Source organism: Pseudomonas sp. FW305-E2 (assembly GCF_058782925.1).
Window position 1 is genome coordinate 14928 of record NZ_JBYSYE010000048.1, and the last position, 20813, is coordinate 35740.

A 20813-nucleotide genomic window follows, 5' to 3' on the forward strand; every position below is an offset into this window, starting at 1 on the left:
CCTTCGCAGCTCCCTGCAGGGAGGGGTTCAGAAACGTTCTTCGACGAACTTGAACGGGTAGGCGACCGCCTTGTACTTGCCGATCTTGCCGCGTTTGGGCAGCTTCACGTGCTGGTCGCGGGTTATATCCTTGTAGGGAATACGGCTGAGCAGATGGCTGATGATATTCAGCCGGGCGCGACGTTTGTCGTTGGAGTTGGCCATGAACCACGGCGCCCAAGCGGTATCCGACGCCTGGAACATTTCGTCACGCGCTTGGGTGTATTCATCCCAGCGGCTATACGACTTGAGGTCCATCGGCGACAACTTCCACAGCTTGCGGCCGTCGTTGATGCGATCCTGCAGGCGCCGGGTCTGCTCATCGGCGCTGACTTCAAGCCAGTACTTGATGAGGATGATCCCTGAATCGACCATGACCCTTTCGAACCCGGGTACTCCGGTCAGAAACTTGTCCACTTGCTCGCCAGAGCAAAAGCCCATTACCCGCTCAACGCCCGCACGGTTGTACCAGCTGCGATCGAAGATCACCACTTCACCCGCCGCAGGCAGATGGCCCAGGTAACGCTGCACGTACATCTGGGTCTTTTCCCGCTCGGTCGGTGCGGGCAGCGCCACCACACGAAACACCCGCGGGCTGACACGCTCGGTAATGGCCTTGATGGTGCCGCCCTTGCCGGCGCCATCGCGGCCTTCGAAGACAATGCATACCTTCAGGCCCTTGGCGACCACCCACTCCTGTAGCTTCACCAACTCTACATGCAGGTTCTTGAGCGCTTTTTCGTACGCCTTGCCGCCCAGCTTTTCTGGCTGTTTTTTGGGGGGCTTCCTGGACGGCTTCGACATGACACGCTCCTGAAGGCGAATGAAGAGTGAGTATGGTCGATTAATGCCAGTTTGCCGCTTCGCTTGCAGATTGATGTGGGGGCTGTCGTGCAGCCCCCGGGAGGCACTATTTGGCCAGCTTGTTGTAACTGGTCATCAGGTTGCGGTAGTCCGGGATATGGTTGGAGAACAGGGTACCCAGCCCTTCGATGTCGTTGCGCCAGTCACGGTGCAGTTCGCAGGCCACGCCGAACCAGGTCATCAGCTGCGCCCCGGCAGCCTCCATGCGTCGCCAGGCCGAATCACGGGTCAGTTCGTTGAACGTGCCAGAGGCGTCGGTGACGACGAATACCTCGAAGCCCTCCTCCAACGCCGACAGGGCCGGGAAAGCCACGCATACTTCAGTGACCACGCCAGCAATCAGCAGCTGTTTCTTGCCGGTGGCTTTTACCGCTTTGACGAAATCTTCGTTGTCCCAGGCGTTGATGTTGCCCGGGCGTGCAATGTAGGGGGCATCAGGGAACTGCTCTTTCAGCTCCGGCACCAGCGGGCCGTTGGGCCCCGTCTCGAAACTGGTGGTGAGGATGGTCGGCAGCTTGAAGTATTTGGCCAGGTCAGACAGGGCCAAGACGTTGTTCTTGAAGCGGTCGGGGTCGATGTCCCTTACCAGCGAGAGCAAGCCGGTCTGGTGGTCGACCAGCAGTACGGCTGCGTTGTTCTTGTCCAGACGCTTGTATTGGAAGGCCACAGTGGATCTCCTTGCTTCAGCGGGTTGGGAGTATCAGCGTAGGCAAGGATGGAGGGTGGGAGAGACCGTCAGTCGGCTTGCCTGTACTGCCATGTGCCCCATCAGTTCACAAATTTCTGAACTGATTATTTGCCGCCAGCGATTTTTCCCCTCGCCCACCGCCACCAGAATCGCTTCACCACAATCACAAAAAAACCGTGAGGCCACTCCCGTGGACCAGACACTTCAAGTGCGGCAAGCCGCCGCCGACCTCGTCGCGGCGTTCGCCAGCAACGACACCGCCCGCTATTTCGCTTGCTTCAGCGAAGACGCCACCTTTCTGTTCCACACCTTTCCGTATCCGCTGCTGTCGCGTCGCGCCTATGAAGAGCTCTGGGCCCAGTGGCAGGCCGAGGGCTTTACCGTGCTTGCCTGCGAATCGGGCAACGCCCATGTAAGCCTGCAAGGCGACGTGGCTGTGTTCATGCACGATGTGGCCACGCGTATCCGCATCGGCGGTGAAGAGCACCCGTTGAGCGAGCGCGAGACCATCGTCTTCCGTCGCCATGGTGACCAGTGGCTGGCCTGCCACGAGCACCTGTCGGTCGTAACGCCGGCCTGATCACCCTTTACGCGGCGCTGCCGCCCTGCCATCGCACCCACAAAAAGGCCCGCGCACTGCGCGGGCTACAACAACCGCGCTGGAGCACCACCATGAGCCACTCGACCGGTATCGAGACCAACGGCGTCGAACAGATCCCCGCCGATCAACGCGACGCCTCCCCGCTAGACCTGTTCCGCCTGATCTTCGGCGGTGCCAATACCTTCGCTACCGCCGTACTGGGCAGCTTCCCGGTGCTTTTCGGGTTGTCATTCCAGGCGGGTGTGTGGGCGATTCTGCTTGGCGTTGGCATCGGCGCGCTGATCCTTGCACCGATGGGGCTGTTTGGCGCGCTTAACGGCACCAACAACGCTGTTTCATCGGGCGCGCACTTTGGCGTACACGGGCGCATCGTCGGCTCGTTCCTGTCGCTGCTCACGGCGGTGGCGTTTTTCTCACTCTCGGTATGGAGCTCGGGCGATGCATTGGTCGGTGGTGCCAAGCGCCTGGCCGGCCTGCCAGAGACCGACCTGACCCTGGGGCTGGCCTACGGTGTGTTCGCGGTGCTGGTCCTGGTGGTCTGCATCTTTGGCTTCCGCTTCATGCTGTGGGTCAACAAGATTGCCGTGTGGGCCTCGAGCCTGCTGTTCCTGCTGGGCATCGTCGCCTTTGCCGGGCCCTTCGATGCCGGCTACGCAGGCAGCGTCAACCTTGGCCAGGCAGGCTTCTGGGCTGCGTTCGTCGGCGCGGCGATCCTGGCCATGAGCAACCCGGTGTCGTTTGGCGCCTTCCTGGGTGACTGGTCGCGCTACATTCCACGCGAAACCCCCAAGGCACGCATCATGCTGGCAGTGATCGCGGCACAGGGAGCGACGCTGATTCCGTTCCTGTTCGGCCTGTGTACGGCCACCCTGGTCGCCACCCAGGCGCCGGACTACATTGCCGCCAACAACTATGTCGGCGGCCTGCTGGCAGTTGCCCCTAGCTGGTTCTTCCTGCCGGTGTGCCTGATTGCGGTGATCGGCGGCATGTCCACCGGCACCACCGCGCTGTATGGCACCGGCCTGGACATGTCCAGCGTGTTCCCGCGCCTGCTCAGCCGTGCTGGCGCTACGCTGCTGATCGGCGTGCTGGCGATTGGCTTCATCTTCATTGGCCGCTTCACCTTCAACCTCGTGCAGAGCGTATCGACCTTTGCCGTGCTGATCATTACCTGCACCAGCCCGTGGATGGTGATCATGATCCTTGGCCTGATTACCCGCCGCGGCTTCTACCACGCCGACGACCTGCAGGTATTCACCCGCGGCCAGCGTGGTGGCCACTACTGGTTCCTGCACGGCTGGAACTGGCGCGGCATGGGGGCGTGGATCCCCAGCGCGGCGGTTGGCCTGTGCTTCGTCAACCTGCCGGGGCAGTTCGTCGGCCCACTGGGTGACCTGGCTGGCGGCATCGACCTGAGCCTGCCGGTCACGCTGGGGCTGGCTGGCGTGCTGTACCTGCTGTTGCTCAACCTGTTCCCTGAACCTGCTGGCGTTTATGGCCCCCTGGGCCCGCGATGGGTGCGTTGCAAAAGCACCGCGCATACGCCTGTGACCACCGCCGAAATGGCCTGACTGGAAACCGACCATGACCACTTCCCACTATATCGCCGGCCATTGGGTCGAAGGCCAAGGCAGCGACTGCATCAGCGTCAACGACCCTGCGCTGGGGCAACCGTTCGCCGAGCTGATGGCCGCCAGCGTGAGCCAGGTCGACCAGGCCGTCGCCGCTGCCCGCAGCGCCCTGCCCGCCTGGAAAAGCACCTGCGCCAGTGAACGTGCCGCCTTCCTGCGTGGTGTTGCCGAACAGCTCGGGCAGCGCCGTGAAGCGCTTGTCACCCTGCAGATGCGCAATAACGGCAAACCGCGTCACGAAGCGGAAATTGACCTGGATGACGCCATCGCCACCTTTGGCTATTACGCCGAGCTGGCCGAGCAACTGCCATCGAAAAACCGCACAGTGCCGCTGGCTGCGCCGGGTTTCACCGCCCGCACCCGCCTTGAACCGGTGGGCGTGGTCGGCCTGATCGTGCCGTGGAACTTCCCGTTGGTGACCAGCGCCTGGAAACTTGCCCCGGCCCTGGCCGCCGGTTGCACCGTGGTGCTCAAGCCTTCAGAGGTCACTCCGCTGATCGAGCAGGCCTACGGCCAGATCGCCGACGCCCTGGGCCTGCCCGCCGGGGTGCTGAACATCGTCAACGGCAAGGCCGAGACCGGCGCCGCACTGAGCAACCACAACGGCCTGGACAAGTTGTCCTTCACCGGTAGCAACAGCGTCGGCAGCCAGGTGATGCGCAGCGCTTCGGCGCAGTGCCGGCCGGTGACGCTGGAACTGGGCGGCAAGTCGGCCATCGTGGTGTTCGATGATTGCGATGTCGATCAAGCGGTGGAGTGGATTGTTGCCGGCATCAGCTGGAACGCCGGCCAGATGTGTTCGGCCACATCGCGGCTGCTGGTGCAGGACGGCATTGCCGATGCACTGCTGCCGCGCTTGCAGGCGGCACTGGAAAACCTGCGGGTGGGTAATCCTTTGACCGAAGAGGTCGACATGGGCCCGCTGACCAGCCAGGCGCAATGGCTGAAGGTGGCCAGCTACTTTGCCACGGCACGGGAAGAAGGTTTGCAGTGCCTGGCTGGCGGCCATGCACTGGACCGTGAAGGCTGGTTCGTCAGCCCGACGCTGTATACCGATGTGCCGAAAGACAGCCGCCTGTGGACCGAGGAAATCTTCGGCCCGGTGCTCTGCGCACGGCGCTTTGCCAGCGAGGAACAGGCCATTGCCGAAGCCAATGACAGCCGCTTCGGGCTGGTGGCTACAGTATGCTCTGCCGACCTGGAACGCGCCGAGCGCGTGGCCGATGCGCTGGAGGTTGGCCATGTGTGGATCAACTCGGTGCAGGCGGTGTTCGTCGAGACGTCCTGGGGGGGCACCAAGGGCAGCGGGATCGGCCGTGAGCTGGGGCCTTGGGGGTTGTCAGCCTATCAGTCGGTCAAGCATGTAACCCGCTGTCTGGGCTGATACCGCAAGGGGCCGGGTTGAAGCTTTTCACCGGTGTCAGTCGACAGGCAGCAACCTGCAGCTTCAACGGCGGCAATGCCTGGAAAGGCTTTGAAATCGAGGTGATTAATCATCAAACCGTGGGGCAAGGCGAAATCTATGGTTTTCCGGCCTCCTCGCGGGTAAGCCCCCACAGGTAATCCACAACACCTCAGCCCTGTGGTCATCTTGTGGGAGCGGGCATGCCCGCGAAGAAAACCAACGCGGTGGATGGCACCGGCTTTGCCGGTGTTCGCGGGTGAACCCGCTCCTACAACGGCCTGTGCTGTGTGTAGGAGCGGGTTTACCCGCGAATACGGTGGCGGCTGCGACGGTGAGCGGCCGGTGGAAATTGGCCAGCAGGGCCGGCCCTTTCGCGGGTCAACCCGCGCCTACAGGCCACCGCGAAGGCTTTTCAAATGTTGAGCGCCCACGAGCAGTTTCACCCGCGAAGAGGCCGGTACAGGTCATACAAACATTCCCCCCCGCGTGACTTTCTCCAGTGCCCGCAAAGTCCCACTTCCTGGTACCCCCATAATCACAACACCAGGCCGGACCACACATGCACCCTCAACGCACCGCCTTGCACAATGAACTGCACGCCCGTCCGTCACTCTATTTCGACGGCCCGGCGCATGTCTTCCACCTGGCCTTGCTCGGCGGCGATGCTGCCTGTACAGCATTGCTGCAGCGCTGCTGCCCTGATGTTCCGGACACCGGTGCCGCACAAGGCATCACTGACATGGATGGCCACCCGTTCAAATGGGAGCGGCACACCGAGTTCTTCACGTTGACGCTGGTTGTGCCATGCACCACAGCCGATACCACATGGCAAACCCTGCCGCCGGTGCTGGCCGAGGCGATTGCGCCGCAGGCGGCGCAGGTGATCAATGCAGTGCAGGTGCTGGTACGTCACGAACAGGACCTGAACCTGGCCCACTACGGTTTCAAAGACCCGTGCGGCTCGTGCGTGGGTGGTGGCGATGCGGTGGTGTGGAGCGACTTCCGCCTGACCGAGGATGGCACCAACCGCTTCCTGTTCATCAACAGGCGCCTCAATGCCTACCGCCAGGGCCGCATGATCCGCCGCCTGCTGGAAATCGAGACGTACCGCATGATGGCTTCGCTGACCCTGAGCACGGCCAAGCAACTGAGCCAGGAACTGGATACCTTCGACAAGACCCTGGTCTGCCTCTCCGAGCGCAGTGCCGGGGTCGATGGCCATGATTCCAAGGGGCTCTTGGAAGCCATTGCCCACCTGTCACGTCAGGTTGTAAGCCGCACGGTAAAAACCCGTCACCGCTTTGGCGCCACCCAGGCCTACGCACAGCTGGTGTTCGAACGCCTGGGGGAGTTGCGGGAAAGCCATGTGGGTGACTGCCAGCGCCTTGGGGTATTCATCGAGCGCCGGTTCAAGCCGACCGTGCGCTACTGCGCAGCCACCGAGCAACGGCTGGAGCAGTTGGCGAAGAACGTGGCCAACCTGGGCGACTTGCTGCAGGCGCGGGTGCAAGTTGAGATGGAGGAGCAGAACGCCGAGATCTTGCGCAGCCTCAATGCCCGGGCAGATGCCCAGGTGAAAATCCAGCGAGCGGTGGAGGGGCTGTCGATCATCGCCATCACCTATTACCTGCTGAATCTGTTCAAGCTTTTGTATGGCGGGCTGAATGTACTGGGGTTGGGACTGACGGCGCGCGATGGCTTGATGGCCATGGCGCCGCCAGTCCTGCTGGTGCTGCTGGTGATACTGCTGCGTATCAGGCAGGCCAAACAGCATTGAGTTGGGGGCGCCTTGCCCCCCGATGCCTACACCGACTCGTCAGCCGGCCGCGTACCTTCCTGCACCAGCACCATGCTCTGCGGCGAAGACAGTGGAATGCCTTCATCACGCAACCGGCCAAGAATGGTGAACAGCAGGTCGCTGCGGGTGCCCGATACCTGCCGCGGCCCAGCCACATAGCCACTCACACCGATCACCATGCCGCTGGCCGTCAGGTCCTTGAACGACACCGAGGTAGCTGGCGCATCCAGAATCGCCTCATGCTCATGGTAAGCCGCCAGCAGCAGCTCACGCACACGGTTGGCATCGGTCTCCAGCGGCAGTGTCAGGGTAATGCTGACCACGCCCAGCGCGTTGCCCATGGTCACGTTGCGCACGTTCTGCGAGATGAACTGCGAGTTGGGCACGATCACCGTGGAACGGTCAGACATCTGGATCTCGGTGGCGCGGACATTGATGCGGCGGATATCCCCCTCGACACCCGCCAGGCTGACCCAGTCGCCGACCTTCACCGGGCGCTCGGTCAGCAGGATCAGGCCGGAAATGAAGTTCTGCACGATCTGCTGCAAACCGAAACCGATACCGACCGACAGGGCACTGACCACCCAGGTCAGGCTGGTGAGGTTGATACGCAAGGTCGACATCACCAGCATGGCCAGGAACAGGAAACCCAGGTAACCCACCAGGGTTACCAGCGAGGCCCGCATGCCGGCGTCCATCTCGGTTTCCGGCAGCAGGCGGTCGCTCAGCCAGCGCTTGACCACACGGATGGCGAACAGGCCGCCGAGGAAGATCGCCAAGGCCAGCAGGATGTCCTGCGGCACGATGTTCAGGTTACCGAGCAGCTTGCCGCCGGTCCCATCCCAGTCGCCCAGACTCAACAGCAATTCGCTAGGGCTGGTGCCCGACGGCATCAACACCAGCAACAGTGCCAGGAACAGCACGACCGTGCGGCCAATGCCGGCCAGTATGGTACTGGCCTGGGCCTGGTGGCGAGGCGCCAGGCCCAGGGTCGACGCCAGTGCCAGGCCACCGGGCTGGCGGGGTGACAGCAGGGTTTCGCACAGGTCGCCGAAGAAGGTGGTCAGCAAGTAGGCACAGGTGATCACCAGGCTGACCCACAACAGCTTGGCGGTGAGGAAATAGGCGAGTGTCAGGTAGCCGGTGAGCAGTGCCAGCAGGATCAACGTCAGCCAGATGACCATCACGAACGGGATCAGCCCGGCCAGGCCCGTCGGGCGCTCCAGGCCATGCTTGCGCAGGGTGCGGCGGTAACACAGCAGCGCGCCTGCAAAGGTGAGCGCCACCACCAGCGCGGTCAGCCCGTTGACGGCCACCGTCAGCGCCAGGCTGGCGCCGATCACGCTGTTCATGCGCTCCATGGTCATCATGACCATCAGTGCCAATGCCAGCACCTTCGGGAACCAGCCCAGCGCACTGGCGACTTCGTCGTGGATCGCCGGCAACCGCCAGGACGGACGCTGCAGCATCAGCATGGCGCGGCCCAGGCCTGTGATGAAGGCACTGAACACCACCAGGGTGAGAATGTGATTGGTCAGGCTGGCGATATCCGAACCCAATCGTGCATTGCTTTCCAGTCCCCAGCGCAGCAACGACACCGAGCCGGCGATGGTGCCCAGGGTTGCCAGGCTAACGCCCAGAGCCAAGGCGCTGCGGCGCAGGCGGCCCTCCGGCAACCAACGGATCATGGCACTGGCCAGCAAGCGTTCAAGCACGCGCCTTACCAACGTCCACACCAGAATCGCCGCCACCAGGCTGGCAACGAACAGCCAGCGGTTTTCGGCGCTGAAGGCGCTGCTGATGGCATCGGCCGCCTCGCCGCGCAGGTCACGCAGGCGCGCCACGTCGTCCTGGGTGGGGCGGATGATGCTCTGCCAGAACGCCGGGCTCAGCGGCGAGGCTGCGCGGCTGGTGATTTGCGAGTTGAACTGGCTGCGGCGCAGGTTGACGATTTGCGTGGACAGGTCACGGGCCGACTGGGTCAGCTTGGTGGCCTGATCCTGCTGGGCTACCAGCGCCTTTTTCTCGGCCTCCAGCGCTTTGCGCTGCTGCGTCAGGGTAGCGGCCTCGCCCGGCTGGGCCGGGCCGATGACCTTCAGCTGATCGTCGAGTTTTCCCACATCGGCAGTGCGCTGTGTACTCAGTGCATCAGCTTGACGCTGAACCTGCATCGCGCCCAGGCGCAGTTGCGACAGCACGTCGTCGTTGGCCTCGCTGGTGACGCCTTGGCGGATCAGGTCCAAGCGGTCACTCAGCTGTTCGAGGCTGGCGTTTTCGTCCAGTGCGGGCGCTTCGGCAGCCGCCAAGTTGGACAATGGCGTGGCCGGGGCCGACCAGGCCGGGCTGACAAGCAACAGCATCAGGGCCAGCAGGGCAATCAGACCTGGGCAATAACGGGCAAGGCTGACACGCCTCATCGAATATTCCTCTTTGCAATTCGATTTGGCGGGGGATTCTACGCGGCTTCGGGCCGTCAGGAGAGTGCCGTTTCTCGCTTCAGCAATTGCTGTTTGCGCTCCACGCCCCAGCGGTAACCGCTGATGTCGCCATCCCGGCGCACTACGCGGTGGCAAGGGATGGCCACGGCAATACGGTTGGCCGCGCAGGCCATGGCTACCGCCCGCACGGCCTTGGGGGCGCCAATGCGCTCGGCGATGTCGGTATAGCTGACCCGGCTGCCGGCCGGCACCTCACGCAGCGCCTGCCACACCCGCTCCTGAAACGCGGTGCCTTGTACATCCAGCGGCAGGGCCAGGCCCAAGGCGGGCGCTTCGACGAAACCGATCACTTCAGCCACCCTCTGTTCGTAGGCGCTGTCGCCGCCAATCAGGTGGGCCTTGGGGAACTGATCCTGCAGCTCGTGTAACAAGCTCTCGGGGTCGTCGCCCAGCAGAATCGCGCAGATGCCCTTGTCGCTCTGGGCGACCAGTATTGCACCCAGCGAGCACTGCCCGAGGGCGAAGTGAATGGTTGCCCCGGCACCGCCGGCGCGGTATTGCCGGGGACGCATGCCCAGGCGCTGGTCGGCGCTTTCGTAGAAGCGGCTGTTGGAGTTGTAGCCGGCGTTGTAAATAGCATCGGTGACAGAGTGCTGGCCGTCTTCCAGGTGCGCACGCAGGCGCCGGGCCCGGAAGGCCGTGGCGTAGGCTTTGGGCGTAACCCCGGTTTCGGCCTTGAACAGCCGATGCAGGTGGAAGGGGCTGATGGCCAGACGTGCACTGAGTTGCTCGAGGCTTGGCGCGGGGTCGCTGGTTTCGATCAAGCGGCAGGCGTGGGTAACCAGCTGGCTGTGGCGGGTGGCGCTGGCCTTGCTGATACAGCGTTTGCAAGCACGGTAGCCGGCAGCCTCGGCGGCTGCGGCAGTGTCGTAGAACTCGACGTTCATGCGCTTGGCCTGGCGTGATTTGCAGCCGGGGTGGCAGTAGACGCCAGTGGTACGTACGGCGTAGACAAAGTGGCCTGTGGCGGCAGTGTCGCGGCTCTCTACGGCTTGCCAGCGTTGGTCAGGGGTGGTGTAGAGGTTCATCTTTGTTTCCCGGATATGTTGTTGCCTGTACGGGCGATGCAAAAACCTCAGGCCCGCCACAGGTACCAGGCCGCCACGGTACGAAACGGCCGCCAGGCGCCGCCCAGCGAACGCATTTGCGCCGGTGTCGGCGCCGTCTCCAGCCCTTTGAGCCGCCGATACCCCTCGCGCACGCCAAAATCGTCCACCGGCAGAATGTCAGAACGGCCCAGGCTATAGATCAGCAGCATCTCCACCGTCCATCGCCCTACCCCACGCAGCGCCACCAGGCGTTCGATCAACGCCTCGTCAGCCATGGTTAACGCCTGCTCCCGCGTCGGTACCAAGCCCTCCAGGGTGGCTTGAGCAATGCCCTGGACCGTCACCAGCTTGCTCGCCGAAAAGCCGCAGGCACGCAGGGTTTCCGGGGTTACCGCCAACAACTGCTCTGGCTGCGGAAAATCATCTGCCGGGAACAGTGCCAGCAAACGCCCCAGGATCGCCTCGGCGGCGCGGGCGTGCAGTTGCTGGTAGGCAATCGCCCGCACCAATGCCTCATAAGGCTCACGTCCCGGCGTAGCCTGGTGCAGGCAGGGCCCGATCGCTGCGATATGCCGCGACCAGTCCGGGTCAAGTGCCGCCAGGTGTTGCGTGGCCTCGTGATAGGCCTCAGGCGAAAGGTCGGCCAGCATCATGGCACCTCCATCAAGTCGATTGCAGGTCCAGCTTAGCGCAGCCGTTCATCGGGCAAACGCCGGTTCTTGCGCAGCTAATCTTTGGCATGCCATTGCTCGGCGCCATCTTCCCCGCATAGAATTGAGAACTATTCACAATCGCACACATCACTGGACTGGGCCTTCTCTACGATGCAGATCAACGACACGCTCAAGCCCACCGAGGTCGCTCTGCTCTACCAGTCTCACCATGCCTGGTTGCGTGGTTGGTTACGCAGCCGGGTCGGTTGCAGTGAACATGCCGCAGACCTGGCCCAGGATACCTTCGTGCGGTTGTTGCGCGCCCGCCACGTGTCGCCGCTCAAAGAACCGCGCGCCTACCTCAGCAGCATCGCCCGTGGCTTGATGATCGACCAGTTCCGCCGCCGCGCGCTGGAGCGGGCCTACCAGGAGAGCCTGGCTCACCTGCCCGAAGCAGAAGTGCCCAGCGAAGAGGATAAGCTTGTCATCCTCGATAGCCTGGAACGCCTCGACCGCGCCTTGCACCAGTTGAAACCGCGCGTCCGCCAAGCGTTCCTGCTGGCCCAGCTAGACGGTTTGAGCATCGTGCAGGTTGCCCAACGTCTGGAGGTGTCCAGGGCCACCGTTGAGCGCGATCTGGCCAAGGCTCTGGGCGTCTGCTACCGGTTGCGCTATGCCGATGCCTGATGGTACGCCCGCTCAGGCGCAGGTCGATCAGGCCATCGACTGGCTGGTGAAGCTGCGTTTCGACACCCCTAGCCCGCGCACCGAGCAGCAGTTTCAACACTGGCTGGCCAGCCACCCACACAACCGCCTGGCCTGGCAGCGGGTCAGTCATCTGGGCGATGAACTGGCCGGGCTGCCCAAGGACCTGAGCCGGCGCACCCTGGACGCTAGCCAGCACCCCAAAGCCAGCCGCAGGGACCACCTGAAGTTGCTGGGGCTGTTGGCCGTGGGCGGCAGCCTGGGCTGGGCCGCGCGCGAACCGCTGGGCCTGCCACAACTGCTGGCCGACACCAGCACCGCCACCGGTGAACGGCGCCAATGGCAAGGCAGTGACGGCAGCCGCATCCAGCTCAACACTGCCAGTGCCATCGACTTGCACTACAGTGCGGAACAACGCCAGCTGAAACTGATCCATGGCGAGGTCAGCCTGGACAGCAACCCCAACGACAACCGCCCATTCCACGTCGCCACCCCTGTCGGCCCGCTGACCACCTTCGATGGCCAGCTGTTGCTGCGCGAAAACAGCCAGGGCCTGCTGCTGTCGGTGCGGCGTGGTGAAGTCACGCTGTTCCCTGCCTCGGCGTCAGCGAGGCAGGTGCTGCCCGGTGAAACCTTGCAAGTCAGCGCCAACGGCAGCATTCAGGCCAGAACACTGCACAACGACCCCTGGGGTTGGACCGAAGGTGTGCTCAGCGTGCAGCAGATGCCGCTTGCCGAGTTTGTCAGCGAACTCGGCCGCTACCGACCGGGCCTGTTGCGCTGCGCTCCAGAAGTGGCGGGCTTGAAGGTTTCCGGCACCTATCAGTTGGCTGACACTGGGCAAATCCTGCAACTGCTCACCCGCAGCCTGCCCGTGCGGGTCGAGTACAGGACGCGCTATTGGGTCAGCATCGGCGCGGCGTAAAGGGATATCACTGCGCCACAGCCCGCATCCGCCCACGGCGCCGGTATGACTGCCTGGCAAAGCACACGAACAGCCCGGCCATCAGGGCCAGCGCCATGGGCAAACCGTGGGGCGCGACATTCATGGCCGCCCCACTGACCAGCGGCCCGACCAGGCTGCCTACGCCCCAGAGCAAGCCCACACTGGCGTTGGCAGTGACCAGGTCCTGGCCCTTGAAGCGCTGCCCGATCAGCACCAGCGCCAAGGTATAGATGCCCCCCGCCACCGCGCCCAGCACCACCAGCAGCGGCCACAGCAGCCAGGTCAGATTCAGCAGCCAAGGCAAACCGATGCCGATCACCATCGCCACCAGCCCGCACGCCAGGTGCAGCCCTGTGCGCTCAACCCGATCGGCCAGCCAGCCCAGCGGCAGCTGGAACAGCATGTCGCCGGCAAACACCACCGTCACCATCAACGCCGCCACGCCAACGGCAAAGCCATGGCTGGTGGCGTACACCGGCAGCAGCGACAGCACCACGGCATCGAAGAACGAGAAGAACAGCACGGCCATGCACAACGCCGGTGCCACACGGAAGAACCCGGCCAGGCCGAAGCTTTTTTCGCCCTCTTCGTGCTCGACATGGTCGTTAGGCACCGTCAGCACAATGCACAGCAACGCCAGCCCATAACAGACCGTGACGACACCCGTGATCCACGGGCTATCGGCGCCCAACACTGCCAGCATGGCCGGGCCCAGCACCTGAAAGCCCGTAAAGCTGGTGGCGTACAGGGCCATGATCTTGCCGCGGTTATGTTCGGGGCACAGTTCGTTGACCCACGACTCGCCGAGGATGATGGCGATCCCCATGCCAAGCCCCAGGCCCAGGCGCAGCAACGCCAGCAGCCACAACGAGCCGAACGCGGACTCGAGCAAGGCGATGCTGACCGTGCACAGGCTGAAACACAGCAGATAGATAGTGCGCCGGGTGAGATGGCGGCAGCAGACGTCGACCAGAAAAGCAGAGAGCATCATGCCGGCGGCAGGGATGGCCGAGATGATGCCGATTTCCAGGGTGCTCGCCCCCGCTTCATGCAGGCGCAACGACACCAGCGGCAAGCTGGCCCCCAAACTGAAACCCACGACAGAAACGGCGAACAACAAGCCCGCCAATAAACGCATGTTCATGTACCACTCCTGGCAAACCGAAAAGACGTGCAGAAACAGGCGCGCACGCCGAGACGGCGAGCGACGCTAAAGCGCAGATCCGTTCAGGCGAGGTGTGGCGAGAAGGTGAAGGCAAACAGCACGCTGCGGCGGCGCTTGAGCACCGTGTCACTCGGCCATGCACGACGCAGTGCCTGGAAGGCAGGCTGGCGGGCGTGTGGGAGGGACTGGGTACGGCGCATTGCTTTGGCTACTACGCAGGTGATTGAAAAAAGAGGCGGCACTCTAGCCACCTCCGGGGGGCTCGTCAATTGCCCAGGGGCCTCTGCCAGGCCCCCGGCGCGTTCAGCGTTTACCTGTACTTGGCAGAAACACCGCCAACAACCCGAACAATGGCAGGAACGAGCACAAGCCGTACACATACTCGATACCACGCAGGTCTGCTACGTACCCCAACAGCGCAGCGCCAATGCCACCAAAGCCGAACATCAGGCCGAAGAAGATCCCGGCGATCATGCCCACGCTGCCCGGCACCAGTTCCTGCGCATACACCACGATCGCGGAAAACGCAGAAGCCAGGATAAAGCCGATCACCACGCTCAGCACCGTGGTCCAGAACAAGTCGGCATACGGCAGCGCCAGCGTGAACGGCGCCACGCCCAGTATTGAGAACCAGATGACTGCCTTGCGCCCGATACGGTCACCGATCGGCCCGCCAAAGAAGGTGCCCGCCGCCACCGCGCCGAGGAACAGGAACAGGTGCAGCTGCGAGCTGGCCACCGACACACCGAACTTCTCGATCAGGTAAAAGGTGAAGTAGCTGGTGAAGCTGGCCATGTAGAAGTACTTGGAGAACACCAGCAGGCCCAGCACGATCAGCGCCGCAAATACCCGATTGCGCGAAATGCCGTGGGTGGCCTGCACCGCCTTGCGCGCCTTGGCCTGATTGAGGTGCTCCTTGTACCAGCCGCGCAGCATCAGGGTAACGCCGAGGAAGAACAGCCCGGCCAAGCCGAACCAGGCCACATGGGTCTGGCCGAACGGAATGACGATGGCCGCTGCCAACAGCGGGCCCAGAGCGGAGCCGGTGTTGCCACCGACCTGGAAGGTCGACTGGGCCAGGCCGAAGCGCCCGCCCGAAGCCAGCCGTGCAATACGCGAGGTTTCCGGGTGGAAGGTCGACGAGCCAATGCCCACCAGCGCCGATGCCAGCAGGATCATCGGGAAACTGCCAACGAAGGCCAGCATCACGATCCCCACCAACGTGCACAGGGTGCCAAGCGGCAACAGATTTGGCGTGGCCCGGCGGTCGGTGAAGAAGCCGACCCAAGGCTGCAACAGCGAGGCGGTGATCTGGAACGTGAGCGTGATCATGCCGATCTGGGCGAAGCTCAGGTCGTAGTTGGCCTTGAGCATCGGGTAGATCGCCGGCAGCACCGACTGGATCAGGTCGTTGATCAAGTGCGCCAAGGCGCAGAAACCGATGATGCGCATCACCATCGGCGAGGCTTGGCTTGCCGCTGCCGGGGTGGATGCGGTGGAGGCACTACTGGTGGCCATTTGCCTAAATCTCCGTCCTCTGGTTTGGGATCCGATTATCAGGAATCAAATAGATACATAGCTACCTTTTTTATCCCCCTGTCGCCACGCACTTGAAAATGGTTCTCAATATAATTAGCATCCTCTGCCAATGACCCCTGTCATCGTTAGGCCAAACGGCCCCTATCGTGAGCAGACCGCCCCCATGAGCCCGATGTCCGCCAAGCAGCTGCAGCCCGACCCACAACAGGAAGCGCTGGCGTGGTTTTCGTTGCTGCGCCAGCCCGGTTGCGACGAAACCCAGCGCCAGGCATTTGCAGCCTGGTGCCAGGTACAAGAGAACGCCCACGCCTACGCCGAGCTGGAGACGTTCTGGCAACAGCTGCAACCCGCACCTGCCCGCCCTCGCCCACGGCATGTCACTGTCCGTCGCAGTCACCTGGGTAAAGGGTTGGCGCTTGCGTTTTTGCTGGGGTTGGGTGCTGCTGCTTACCTGTACTGGCCGCTGATACAGCGTCTGGCCAGCGAGCTGCACACCGATGTGGGAGAGCGCCGCAGCATACGCTTGGCGGATGGCACAACATTGAACCTGGACAGCGCCAGCGCGATGAACGTCGACCTGCGCGGCCGCACCCGACAACTGCACCTGGTGCAGGGCCAGGTGCATATGGAAGTCGTGCTCGACGGGCGGGCCATGGACGTGGAAGTGGGCAACGCACGCATCCAGGTATACGGCACTCGCTTGCAGATAGCCCGCCATGCAGGGCGTGACGAACTCGTGGTATTCAGTGGCAAGGCCATGGTCACCCAGGGGGGTGAGCAGCGAATGGTCTCGGCAGGTGAGCGGGTAACCTTCGATGACACACGCATCGATCCGGTGCGGAAGGCTGATCTGAAAACCGCTGACAGTTGGCGCAACGGCCGCCTTAAAGCCACAGACATGCCATTGAGGCAGGTGCTGGAGCGCCTTGCCGGTTACCAAGGGCAGCGTCTGTGGATGATGGATGAACACGTGGCTCATCGCCGTGTGAGCGGCGACTTCAACCTCGACCAGCCTGGCCAAAGCCTGCAATCCCTGGCTGCAGCCCAGCAGCTGCAGTTGCTGGGTGTGCTCGGGCACTGGCTTGTGGTGCGCTGAAACCGGGGCTGGCCGCTAAGTTTTTGAAAGCGTGCAAATTTTTTTGAAATGAGTGTTGACAGAGGGGGCGTTCAAGAGAATAATGCGCGCCATCGGCTACATAGCTCAGTTGGTTAGAGCATAGCATTCATAATGCTGGGGTCCGGGGTTCAAGTCCCTGTGTAGCCACCAAACAAGACGAAGGGCTTACCGCAAGGTAAGCCCTTTTTCTTTGCCTGCGAAAAAGTTGCTGGTGCCCGCGCTAACCCATCCAGCAGCAGCCGGGCGCCGAACCACAGGTTTCGGCGCTGCTATCGTCGCCTCAACGTATTCCGGTCACCGCCACAGCCAGGCCAAGCCCGATCAATGCCAGACCAATGGCCCGGTCCACCAGCACTTGCCGCTCGATCATCGCCCTGCGCAATGCCGTACTGGAGAAAAATACCGCCACGAGGCTGAACCATAGCCAATGGGCAACGGACATGAACGCACCGTAGGCGAAGTTCAGCGCCAGCGGGCTGCCAGGCTGCACTACCTGGGTGAAGGCACTGATGACAAACAGCATGGTCTTGGGGTTGAGGGCGTTGGTCAAAAAGCCGGTGCGCAGCGCTTGCAGTACGCTGGCAGCAGACTGGCCAACCCCGTCCAGGTTGATACGTTGCGTGTTGGTCAATGACTTGTACCCGAGGTAGATCAGGTAGCCCGCACCCAGCACTTTCATGACGAAGAACAGCGCCGGGCTCTGGCTGATGATTACGGCAATGCCCAACACCGTGTACAACACATGCACCTGCACCCCCAGTGCGATACCTATGGCGGCCGCCAGCCCGGCCTTGCGCCCCTGCGCATAACTGCTGCGGGTGACCATGGCGAAATCGGCGCCAGGGCTGATGACGGCGAGCAAGGTGAACAGGGCGACGGCGATGAGTTCGGTCATGCTGAGGGCTCTCGATAGGCGATGGAAATGCACAGACCGCCGATTATCGAGCGCTTACGGATGCGGAAAAATCGATTTATGCTGAGATGAATCTGTTAGTTTTATTCACAGATATGTACAGCCTGCCTCGGCCTCTTCGCGGGTAAACCCGCTCCTACAGGAGAATATGTGGCCATGTAGGAGCGGGTTTACCCGCGAAGAGGCCGGCACAGCTGAACAGGGATATCATGAAACTGCCGCCACTCAACGCCTTCCGCTACTTCGACATCGCCGCCCAGACCGAGAGCTTCGTGCGCGCCGCCGAACACTTGCACGTCACTCACGGCGCGGTCAGCCGCCAAATACGCCTGCTGGAAGAAAGCCTTGGCGTGGAACTGTTCGAACGCCGCAACAGGGCCATTTTCCTCACCCCTGCCGGCCGCGCCCTGCATGGCACCACCCAGGCGATCTTCGAGCAACTGGAAGGCGCCGTGCAGCGCTTGCAGCACCAGGTCCGCGACAATGTGCTTGTGCTGTCCTGCGAGCCGACCATCGCCATGCGCTGGCTGATCCCGCGCCTGCCGCGCTTCCATGCCACCCATCCCGACCTGCAGTTACACCTGGTGGCTGCCGGCGGGCCGCTGGACTTCGCCCGCAGTGGGGTCGACATGGCCATCCGCCGTGACGACTTCCACTGGAATAACCAGCTGTTCAACCAGAAGGTCTGCGATGAATGGATCGGCCCGGTGTGCCACCCCGCCGCCAGCGCCAGACTCGATGGCCAACGGCTGCTGCACAGCACCACACGCCCTGCTGCCTGGCCCACCTGGCTGCGCCTGAGCGGCCAACAGGCGCGGCACTGCGAACGCAGCGACTACGAGCATTTCTACCTGTCGATCCAGGCCGCCAACGCCGGCCTGGGCCTGGCCATGGCCTCAGCCCTGATGGTGTGCGACGAACTCGACAGCGGGCAGTTGCAGGCACCGTACGGTTTTGTGCGCGATGGCTCGGCCTACCACCTGCTTAGCCCACAGCCTCTGGCCGACAGCGGCAAGTGCCAGCGCTTCGCAGAGTGGCTAATGGACGAATGCCGGGGTTGCCTGGCTCATTTGGGTTTGACGCAGAACGACGACCCCGCACTGCCATCGCCGCCCCAGGTGCGATAGCCGGCGGTATCCACATGAATGCGGCCTGATGGGTAGCGGCCCAGGCCCATGTTCCAGGCTTGGCCGTGCTGCTGCCAGAAACGGCACAGCGGATTGGGATCGGCCCAGGCCGGCAGCAGTATATCGACGGCGAACGCGCGGGTATGCGCACTGTTGGCTGCCCCGCCCGCACAGGCGTTCAGGCGCGGCTCACGGTAAGCCGAAACCACCTCGAACTGGCGCAGGATGCCTTGATCGTCGAGTGCCCTGATCAACGCGAGGGTCGAGCGTACAGCCGCCCAATTGCCGGGGGGCGGTACAGCGAAAGGCGATGCGTGGCACAGTTTCCAGTCCGAAGCCGAGCGCAGCAACTGGTGAATTGGCACTACACCGTAAAGCCGGGCATCTACCAGCATTTCACGGAAAGGGCGGGTTTGATGATCACCCGCCCACTGGGCGAACATCCACACGTCGCGCTCGTCAGCGTGGACAACGCTCGCTAAACACAAGCCCGCTGCCAAAAGCAGTTTTCTCATTCTTTATCCGTCCCTGCAGAGAACAAAGCCTGCGCTCCCACCGGGACTCATACTAGTTCAACGCGCAACCGTTACTGCAGCGTCAGCGGGCGGCCGGAGCAGAGGGGTGCCTGCGTGACGGGGTAAGCCGCTGGAAAGTCAGTCTTCGAACAGGGTACAGGCCATCACCAGGGCGTCTTCACGGCCGCCGGCGATCGGATAATAGTCGCGGCGGCGGCCAATTTCGTTGAAACCGTAACGCTCGTATAAACGATAGGCCGACTGGTTGCTGGCGCGCACTTCCAGAAAGCATTCGCGGCCATTGAGCTGATAGGCCCGGGCCATGAGGTGCTCGAGTAGGCGCAGGCCCAGGCCGCAGCCTTGGTTTTCCGGTTTTACGGTGATGTTGAGCAGGTGCGCTTCATCGATGATCACATTGATCACACCATGGCCCACTTGCTGCTGGCCATCGAACATCAGCCAGACTTCGTACGACTTGAGCGCATCCTGAAAGATTCCACGGGTCCAGGGATGACTGAATGCGGCATATTCGATCTTAAGTACGGCATCCAGATCCGCCTCGGTCATCGGGCGGAAGCTGATCGAGTCACTCATTCAACGCTCTTCCAGCGCGCCATCAGCTGGCGCATGGCTTTCCAGACGTCCGCCTTGCGTTGCGGCTCGTCCATCAACAGTTCAAGGCCCGGCAATGCCCAGGCGTCGCCCAGGCTGTCGAGCGTCAGGGTTTGGTAATAGGCGTCGGCGTCGACATTGGCGGCAAAACGCAGTGCCGGCAGGCCGACCAGCCACAGACAGGTACACGGGGCGTCTTCCAGGCGCGCCTGAACGAAGCCCTGGACGAAATCGCGCGCAGCCTCCGGCCCCTGGTCCATGTTGCCGCGCACCAGCAGTGGCCAGCGTACCGGCTCGCCGATGATCTGCGGGGCGTCGGGCAGGCCGGCGGCGCGCAGCATGTCCTTGAGCAGCAGATAGGAGGGATCGCGGCTCTGGAACGGCTGACCGGTGGCCAGTTCAACCAGCAGCAGGCAACTGCCGGCGCGCAACAACTGCAGCGAGAAGCGCGGTGGCGGCACCGGTGCCGGGCGCGGAGCAGCGGGCTGCTCTTGTGCCTCGGCAGGCTTGACGGCGGGTTTTGCCACACTGCCCGGGCGTGGGATCTCGATTTTCGGCCGCTCGCCGGAGCGGGCCTGGGGGATGACAGGCGCTTCGTTGGTTACCGATGCCGGCCTGACCTCGAAATCGATGTCCTCGACTGGCACAACCGGCAGCAGCAGCTCGGGCCGCGACGGTGCGGCGAACGGCAGCTCGGCGCGCGGCAGCCAGTGCACCACTTGCATGGCGGAAAGGTAGGCGCGGCGACGGGGTTCGGTCAGCAAGGGGCGGATATCCGAGGGGGTGAAGGCAATTGGGCATTCTAACGTGTACGCCGTGGTTTTTGCAGCGCCTATCAGACCGAGCGCCGCCCGCGCGGCGCATCGCGACGCAAGGCCGCTTGTGTCTTGATGGGGGATTAGAATCTGGAGTGAGAGCGGTGAATGGCAAGCTGAATGCCGTAGGTGC

Annotated in this window: 21 protein-coding genes and 1 tRNA gene; 10 read left to right on the forward strand and 12 right to left on the reverse strand. The window is 63.0% G+C overall.

The genetic code is table 11. The annotated features are described in order from the left end of the window. Positions 1–27 precede the first annotated feature (27 nt). Both ppk2 and ycaC read right to left on the reverse strand, forming a co-directional pair. On the reverse strand, positions 28–843 hold the full coding sequence (gene ppk2, locus AC3WLP_RS24280; protein ID WP_003247423.1) for a polyphosphate kinase 2: 816 nt from the start codon (positions 841–843) through the stop codon (positions 28–30). A 106-nt stretch (positions 844–949) separates the two neighbouring features. Next, positions 950–1570: an isochorismate family cysteine hydrolase YcaC gene (gene ycaC, locus AC3WLP_RS24285; protein WP_010951959.1), complete on the reverse strand. Its 621-nt coding sequence runs from the start codon at positions 1568–1570 to the stop codon at positions 950–952. Between the two features lie 211 nt (positions 1571–1781). On the opposite strand from ycaC, the gene AC3WLP_RS24290 reads away from it, so the two are divergent. From AC3WLP_RS24290 to AC3WLP_RS24310, 5 genes are all read left to right on the forward strand, one after another. Next, entirely contained in the window at positions 1782–2171 is a 390-nt protein-coding gene (locus AC3WLP_RS24290) for a nuclear transport factor 2 family protein (protein WP_017148094.1), read from the forward strand. Between the two features lie 92 nt (positions 2172–2263). After that, the gene (locus tag AC3WLP_RS24295; protein ID WP_004575698.1) at positions 2264–3763 is read left to right on the forward strand and encodes a purine-cytosine permease family protein; all 1500 of its coding nucleotides are present in this window, start codon (positions 2264–2266) and stop codon (positions 3761–3763) included. Between the two features lie 13 nt (positions 3764–3776). Further along, entirely contained in the window at positions 3777–5207 is a 1431-nt protein-coding gene (locus AC3WLP_RS24300; protein WP_088513498.1) for an aldehyde dehydrogenase family protein, read from the forward strand. Positions 5208–5224: 17 nt separating this feature from the next. Beyond that, positions 5225–5386 (forward strand): hypothetical protein, encoded by a 162-nt coding sequence (locus AC3WLP_RS24305; RefSeq protein ID WP_158249204.1) that lies wholly within the window; start codon positions 5225–5227, stop codon positions 5384–5386. A 401-nt stretch (positions 5387–5787) separates the two neighbouring features. Further along, on the forward strand, positions 5788–7005 hold the full coding sequence (locus AC3WLP_RS24310; protein ID WP_088513497.1) for a DUF3422 domain-containing protein: 1218 nt from the start codon (positions 5788–5790) through the stop codon (positions 7003–7005). 26 nt (positions 7006–7031) lie between these two features. On the opposite strand, the gene AC3WLP_RS24315 is transcribed toward AC3WLP_RS24310, so the two are convergent. Genes AC3WLP_RS24315 through AC3WLP_RS24325 form a run of 3 tightly spaced genes read right to left on the reverse strand, consistent with a single transcriptional unit; the run spans position 7032 to position 11226 of the window. After that, positions 7032–9443: a DUF3772 domain-containing protein gene (locus tag AC3WLP_RS24315; RefSeq protein WP_014755308.1), complete on the reverse strand. Its 2412-nt coding sequence runs from the start codon at positions 9441–9443 to the stop codon at positions 7032–7034. A gap of 56 nt (positions 9444–9499) precedes the next feature. Further along, entirely contained in the window at positions 9500–10552 is a 1053-nt protein-coding gene (ada, locus tag AC3WLP_RS24320) for a bifunctional DNA-binding transcriptional regulator/O6-methylguanine-DNA methyltransferase Ada (RefSeq protein ID WP_088513496.1), read from the reverse strand. Between the two features lie 47 nt (positions 10553–10599). Beyond that, the gene (locus AC3WLP_RS24325) at positions 10600–11226 is read right to left on the reverse strand and encodes a DNA-3-methyladenine glycosylase family protein (protein WP_003247431.1); all 627 of its coding nucleotides are present in this window, start codon (positions 11224–11226) and stop codon (positions 10600–10602) included. Between the two features lie 171 nt (positions 11227–11397). Between AC3WLP_RS24325 and AC3WLP_RS24330 the strand changes: the two genes are divergently transcribed. Together AC3WLP_RS24330 and AC3WLP_RS24335 are read left to right on the forward strand one after the other, a co-directional pair. Continuing rightward, positions 11398–11913: a sigma-70 family RNA polymerase sigma factor gene (locus AC3WLP_RS24330; protein WP_003247432.1), complete on the forward strand. Its 516-nt coding sequence runs from the start codon at positions 11398–11400 to the stop codon at positions 11911–11913. After that, positions 11900–12856: a FecR domain-containing protein gene (locus tag AC3WLP_RS24335; protein WP_047605088.1), complete on the forward strand. Its 957-nt coding sequence runs from the start codon at positions 11900–11902 to the stop codon at positions 12854–12856. Before AC3WLP_RS24330 ends, AC3WLP_RS24335 begins: the two co-directional genes overlap by 14 nt. A 7-nt stretch (positions 12857–12863) precedes the next feature. On the opposite strand, the gene AC3WLP_RS24340 is transcribed toward AC3WLP_RS24335, so the two are convergent. The 3 genes from AC3WLP_RS24340 to AC3WLP_RS24350 all read right to left on the reverse strand — a co-directional run bounded on the left by AC3WLP_RS24340 (position 12864) and on the right by AC3WLP_RS24350 (position 15560). Beyond that, positions 12864–14021 (reverse strand): MFS transporter, encoded by a 1158-nt coding sequence (locus AC3WLP_RS24340; RefSeq protein ID WP_014589641.1) that lies wholly within the window; start codon positions 14019–14021, stop codon positions 12864–12866. A gap of 83 nt (positions 14022–14104) precedes the next feature. Then, entirely contained in the window at positions 14105–14242 is a 138-nt protein-coding gene (locus tag AC3WLP_RS24345) for a hypothetical protein (protein ID WP_003247435.1), read from the reverse strand. 103 nt (positions 14243–14345) lie between these two features. Beyond that, positions 14346–15560, reverse strand: a complete 1215-nt coding sequence (locus tag AC3WLP_RS24350; RefSeq protein WP_088513495.1) for an MFS transporter — start codon at positions 15558–15560, stop codon at positions 14346–14348. Positions 15561–15753: 193 nt separating this feature from the next. Here AC3WLP_RS24350 and AC3WLP_RS24355 point away from each other — a divergent pair, with 193 nt between their 5' ends. Beyond that, positions 15754–16677, forward strand: a complete 924-nt coding sequence (locus AC3WLP_RS24355; RefSeq protein WP_088513494.1) for a FecR family protein — start codon at positions 15754–15756, stop codon at positions 16675–16677. 94 nt (positions 16678–16771) lie between these two features. Then, positions 16772–16848, forward strand: a tRNA-Met gene (locus AC3WLP_RS24360). 130 nt (positions 16849–16978) lie between these two features. Here the strand turns inward: AC3WLP_RS24360 and AC3WLP_RS24365 are convergent. After that, entirely contained in the window at positions 16979–17593 is a 615-nt protein-coding gene (locus AC3WLP_RS24365; RefSeq protein ID WP_012051161.1) for a LysE family translocator, read from the reverse strand. Positions 17594–17820: 227 nt separating this feature from the next. Between AC3WLP_RS24365 and AC3WLP_RS24370 the strand changes: the two genes are divergently transcribed. Beyond that, the gene (locus tag AC3WLP_RS24370) at positions 17821–18738 is read left to right on the forward strand and encodes a LysR substrate-binding domain-containing protein (RefSeq protein ID WP_012051160.1); all 918 of its coding nucleotides are present in this window, start codon (positions 17821–17823) and stop codon (positions 18736–18738) included. Here the strand turns inward: AC3WLP_RS24370 and AC3WLP_RS24375 are convergent. From AC3WLP_RS24375 to AC3WLP_RS24385, 3 genes are all read right to left on the reverse strand, one after another. After that, positions 18678–19253: a D-Ala-D-Ala carboxypeptidase family metallohydrolase gene (locus AC3WLP_RS24375; RefSeq protein WP_012051159.1), complete on the reverse strand. Its 576-nt coding sequence runs from the start codon at positions 19251–19253 to the stop codon at positions 18678–18680. The two genes, AC3WLP_RS24370 and AC3WLP_RS24375, sit on opposite strands and share 61 nt — an antisense overlap. 138 nt (positions 19254–19391) lie before the next feature. Then, on the reverse strand, positions 19392–19847 hold the full coding sequence (rimI, locus tag AC3WLP_RS24380; RefSeq protein WP_004575708.1) for a ribosomal protein S18-alanine N-acetyltransferase: 456 nt from the start codon (positions 19845–19847) through the stop codon (positions 19392–19394). Next, entirely contained in the window at positions 19844–20629 is a 786-nt protein-coding gene (locus AC3WLP_RS24385; RefSeq protein ID WP_012051158.1) for a hypothetical protein, read from the reverse strand. Before AC3WLP_RS24385 ends, rimI begins: the two co-directional genes overlap by 4 nt. Between the last annotated feature and the right edge of the window lie 184 nt (positions 20630–20813).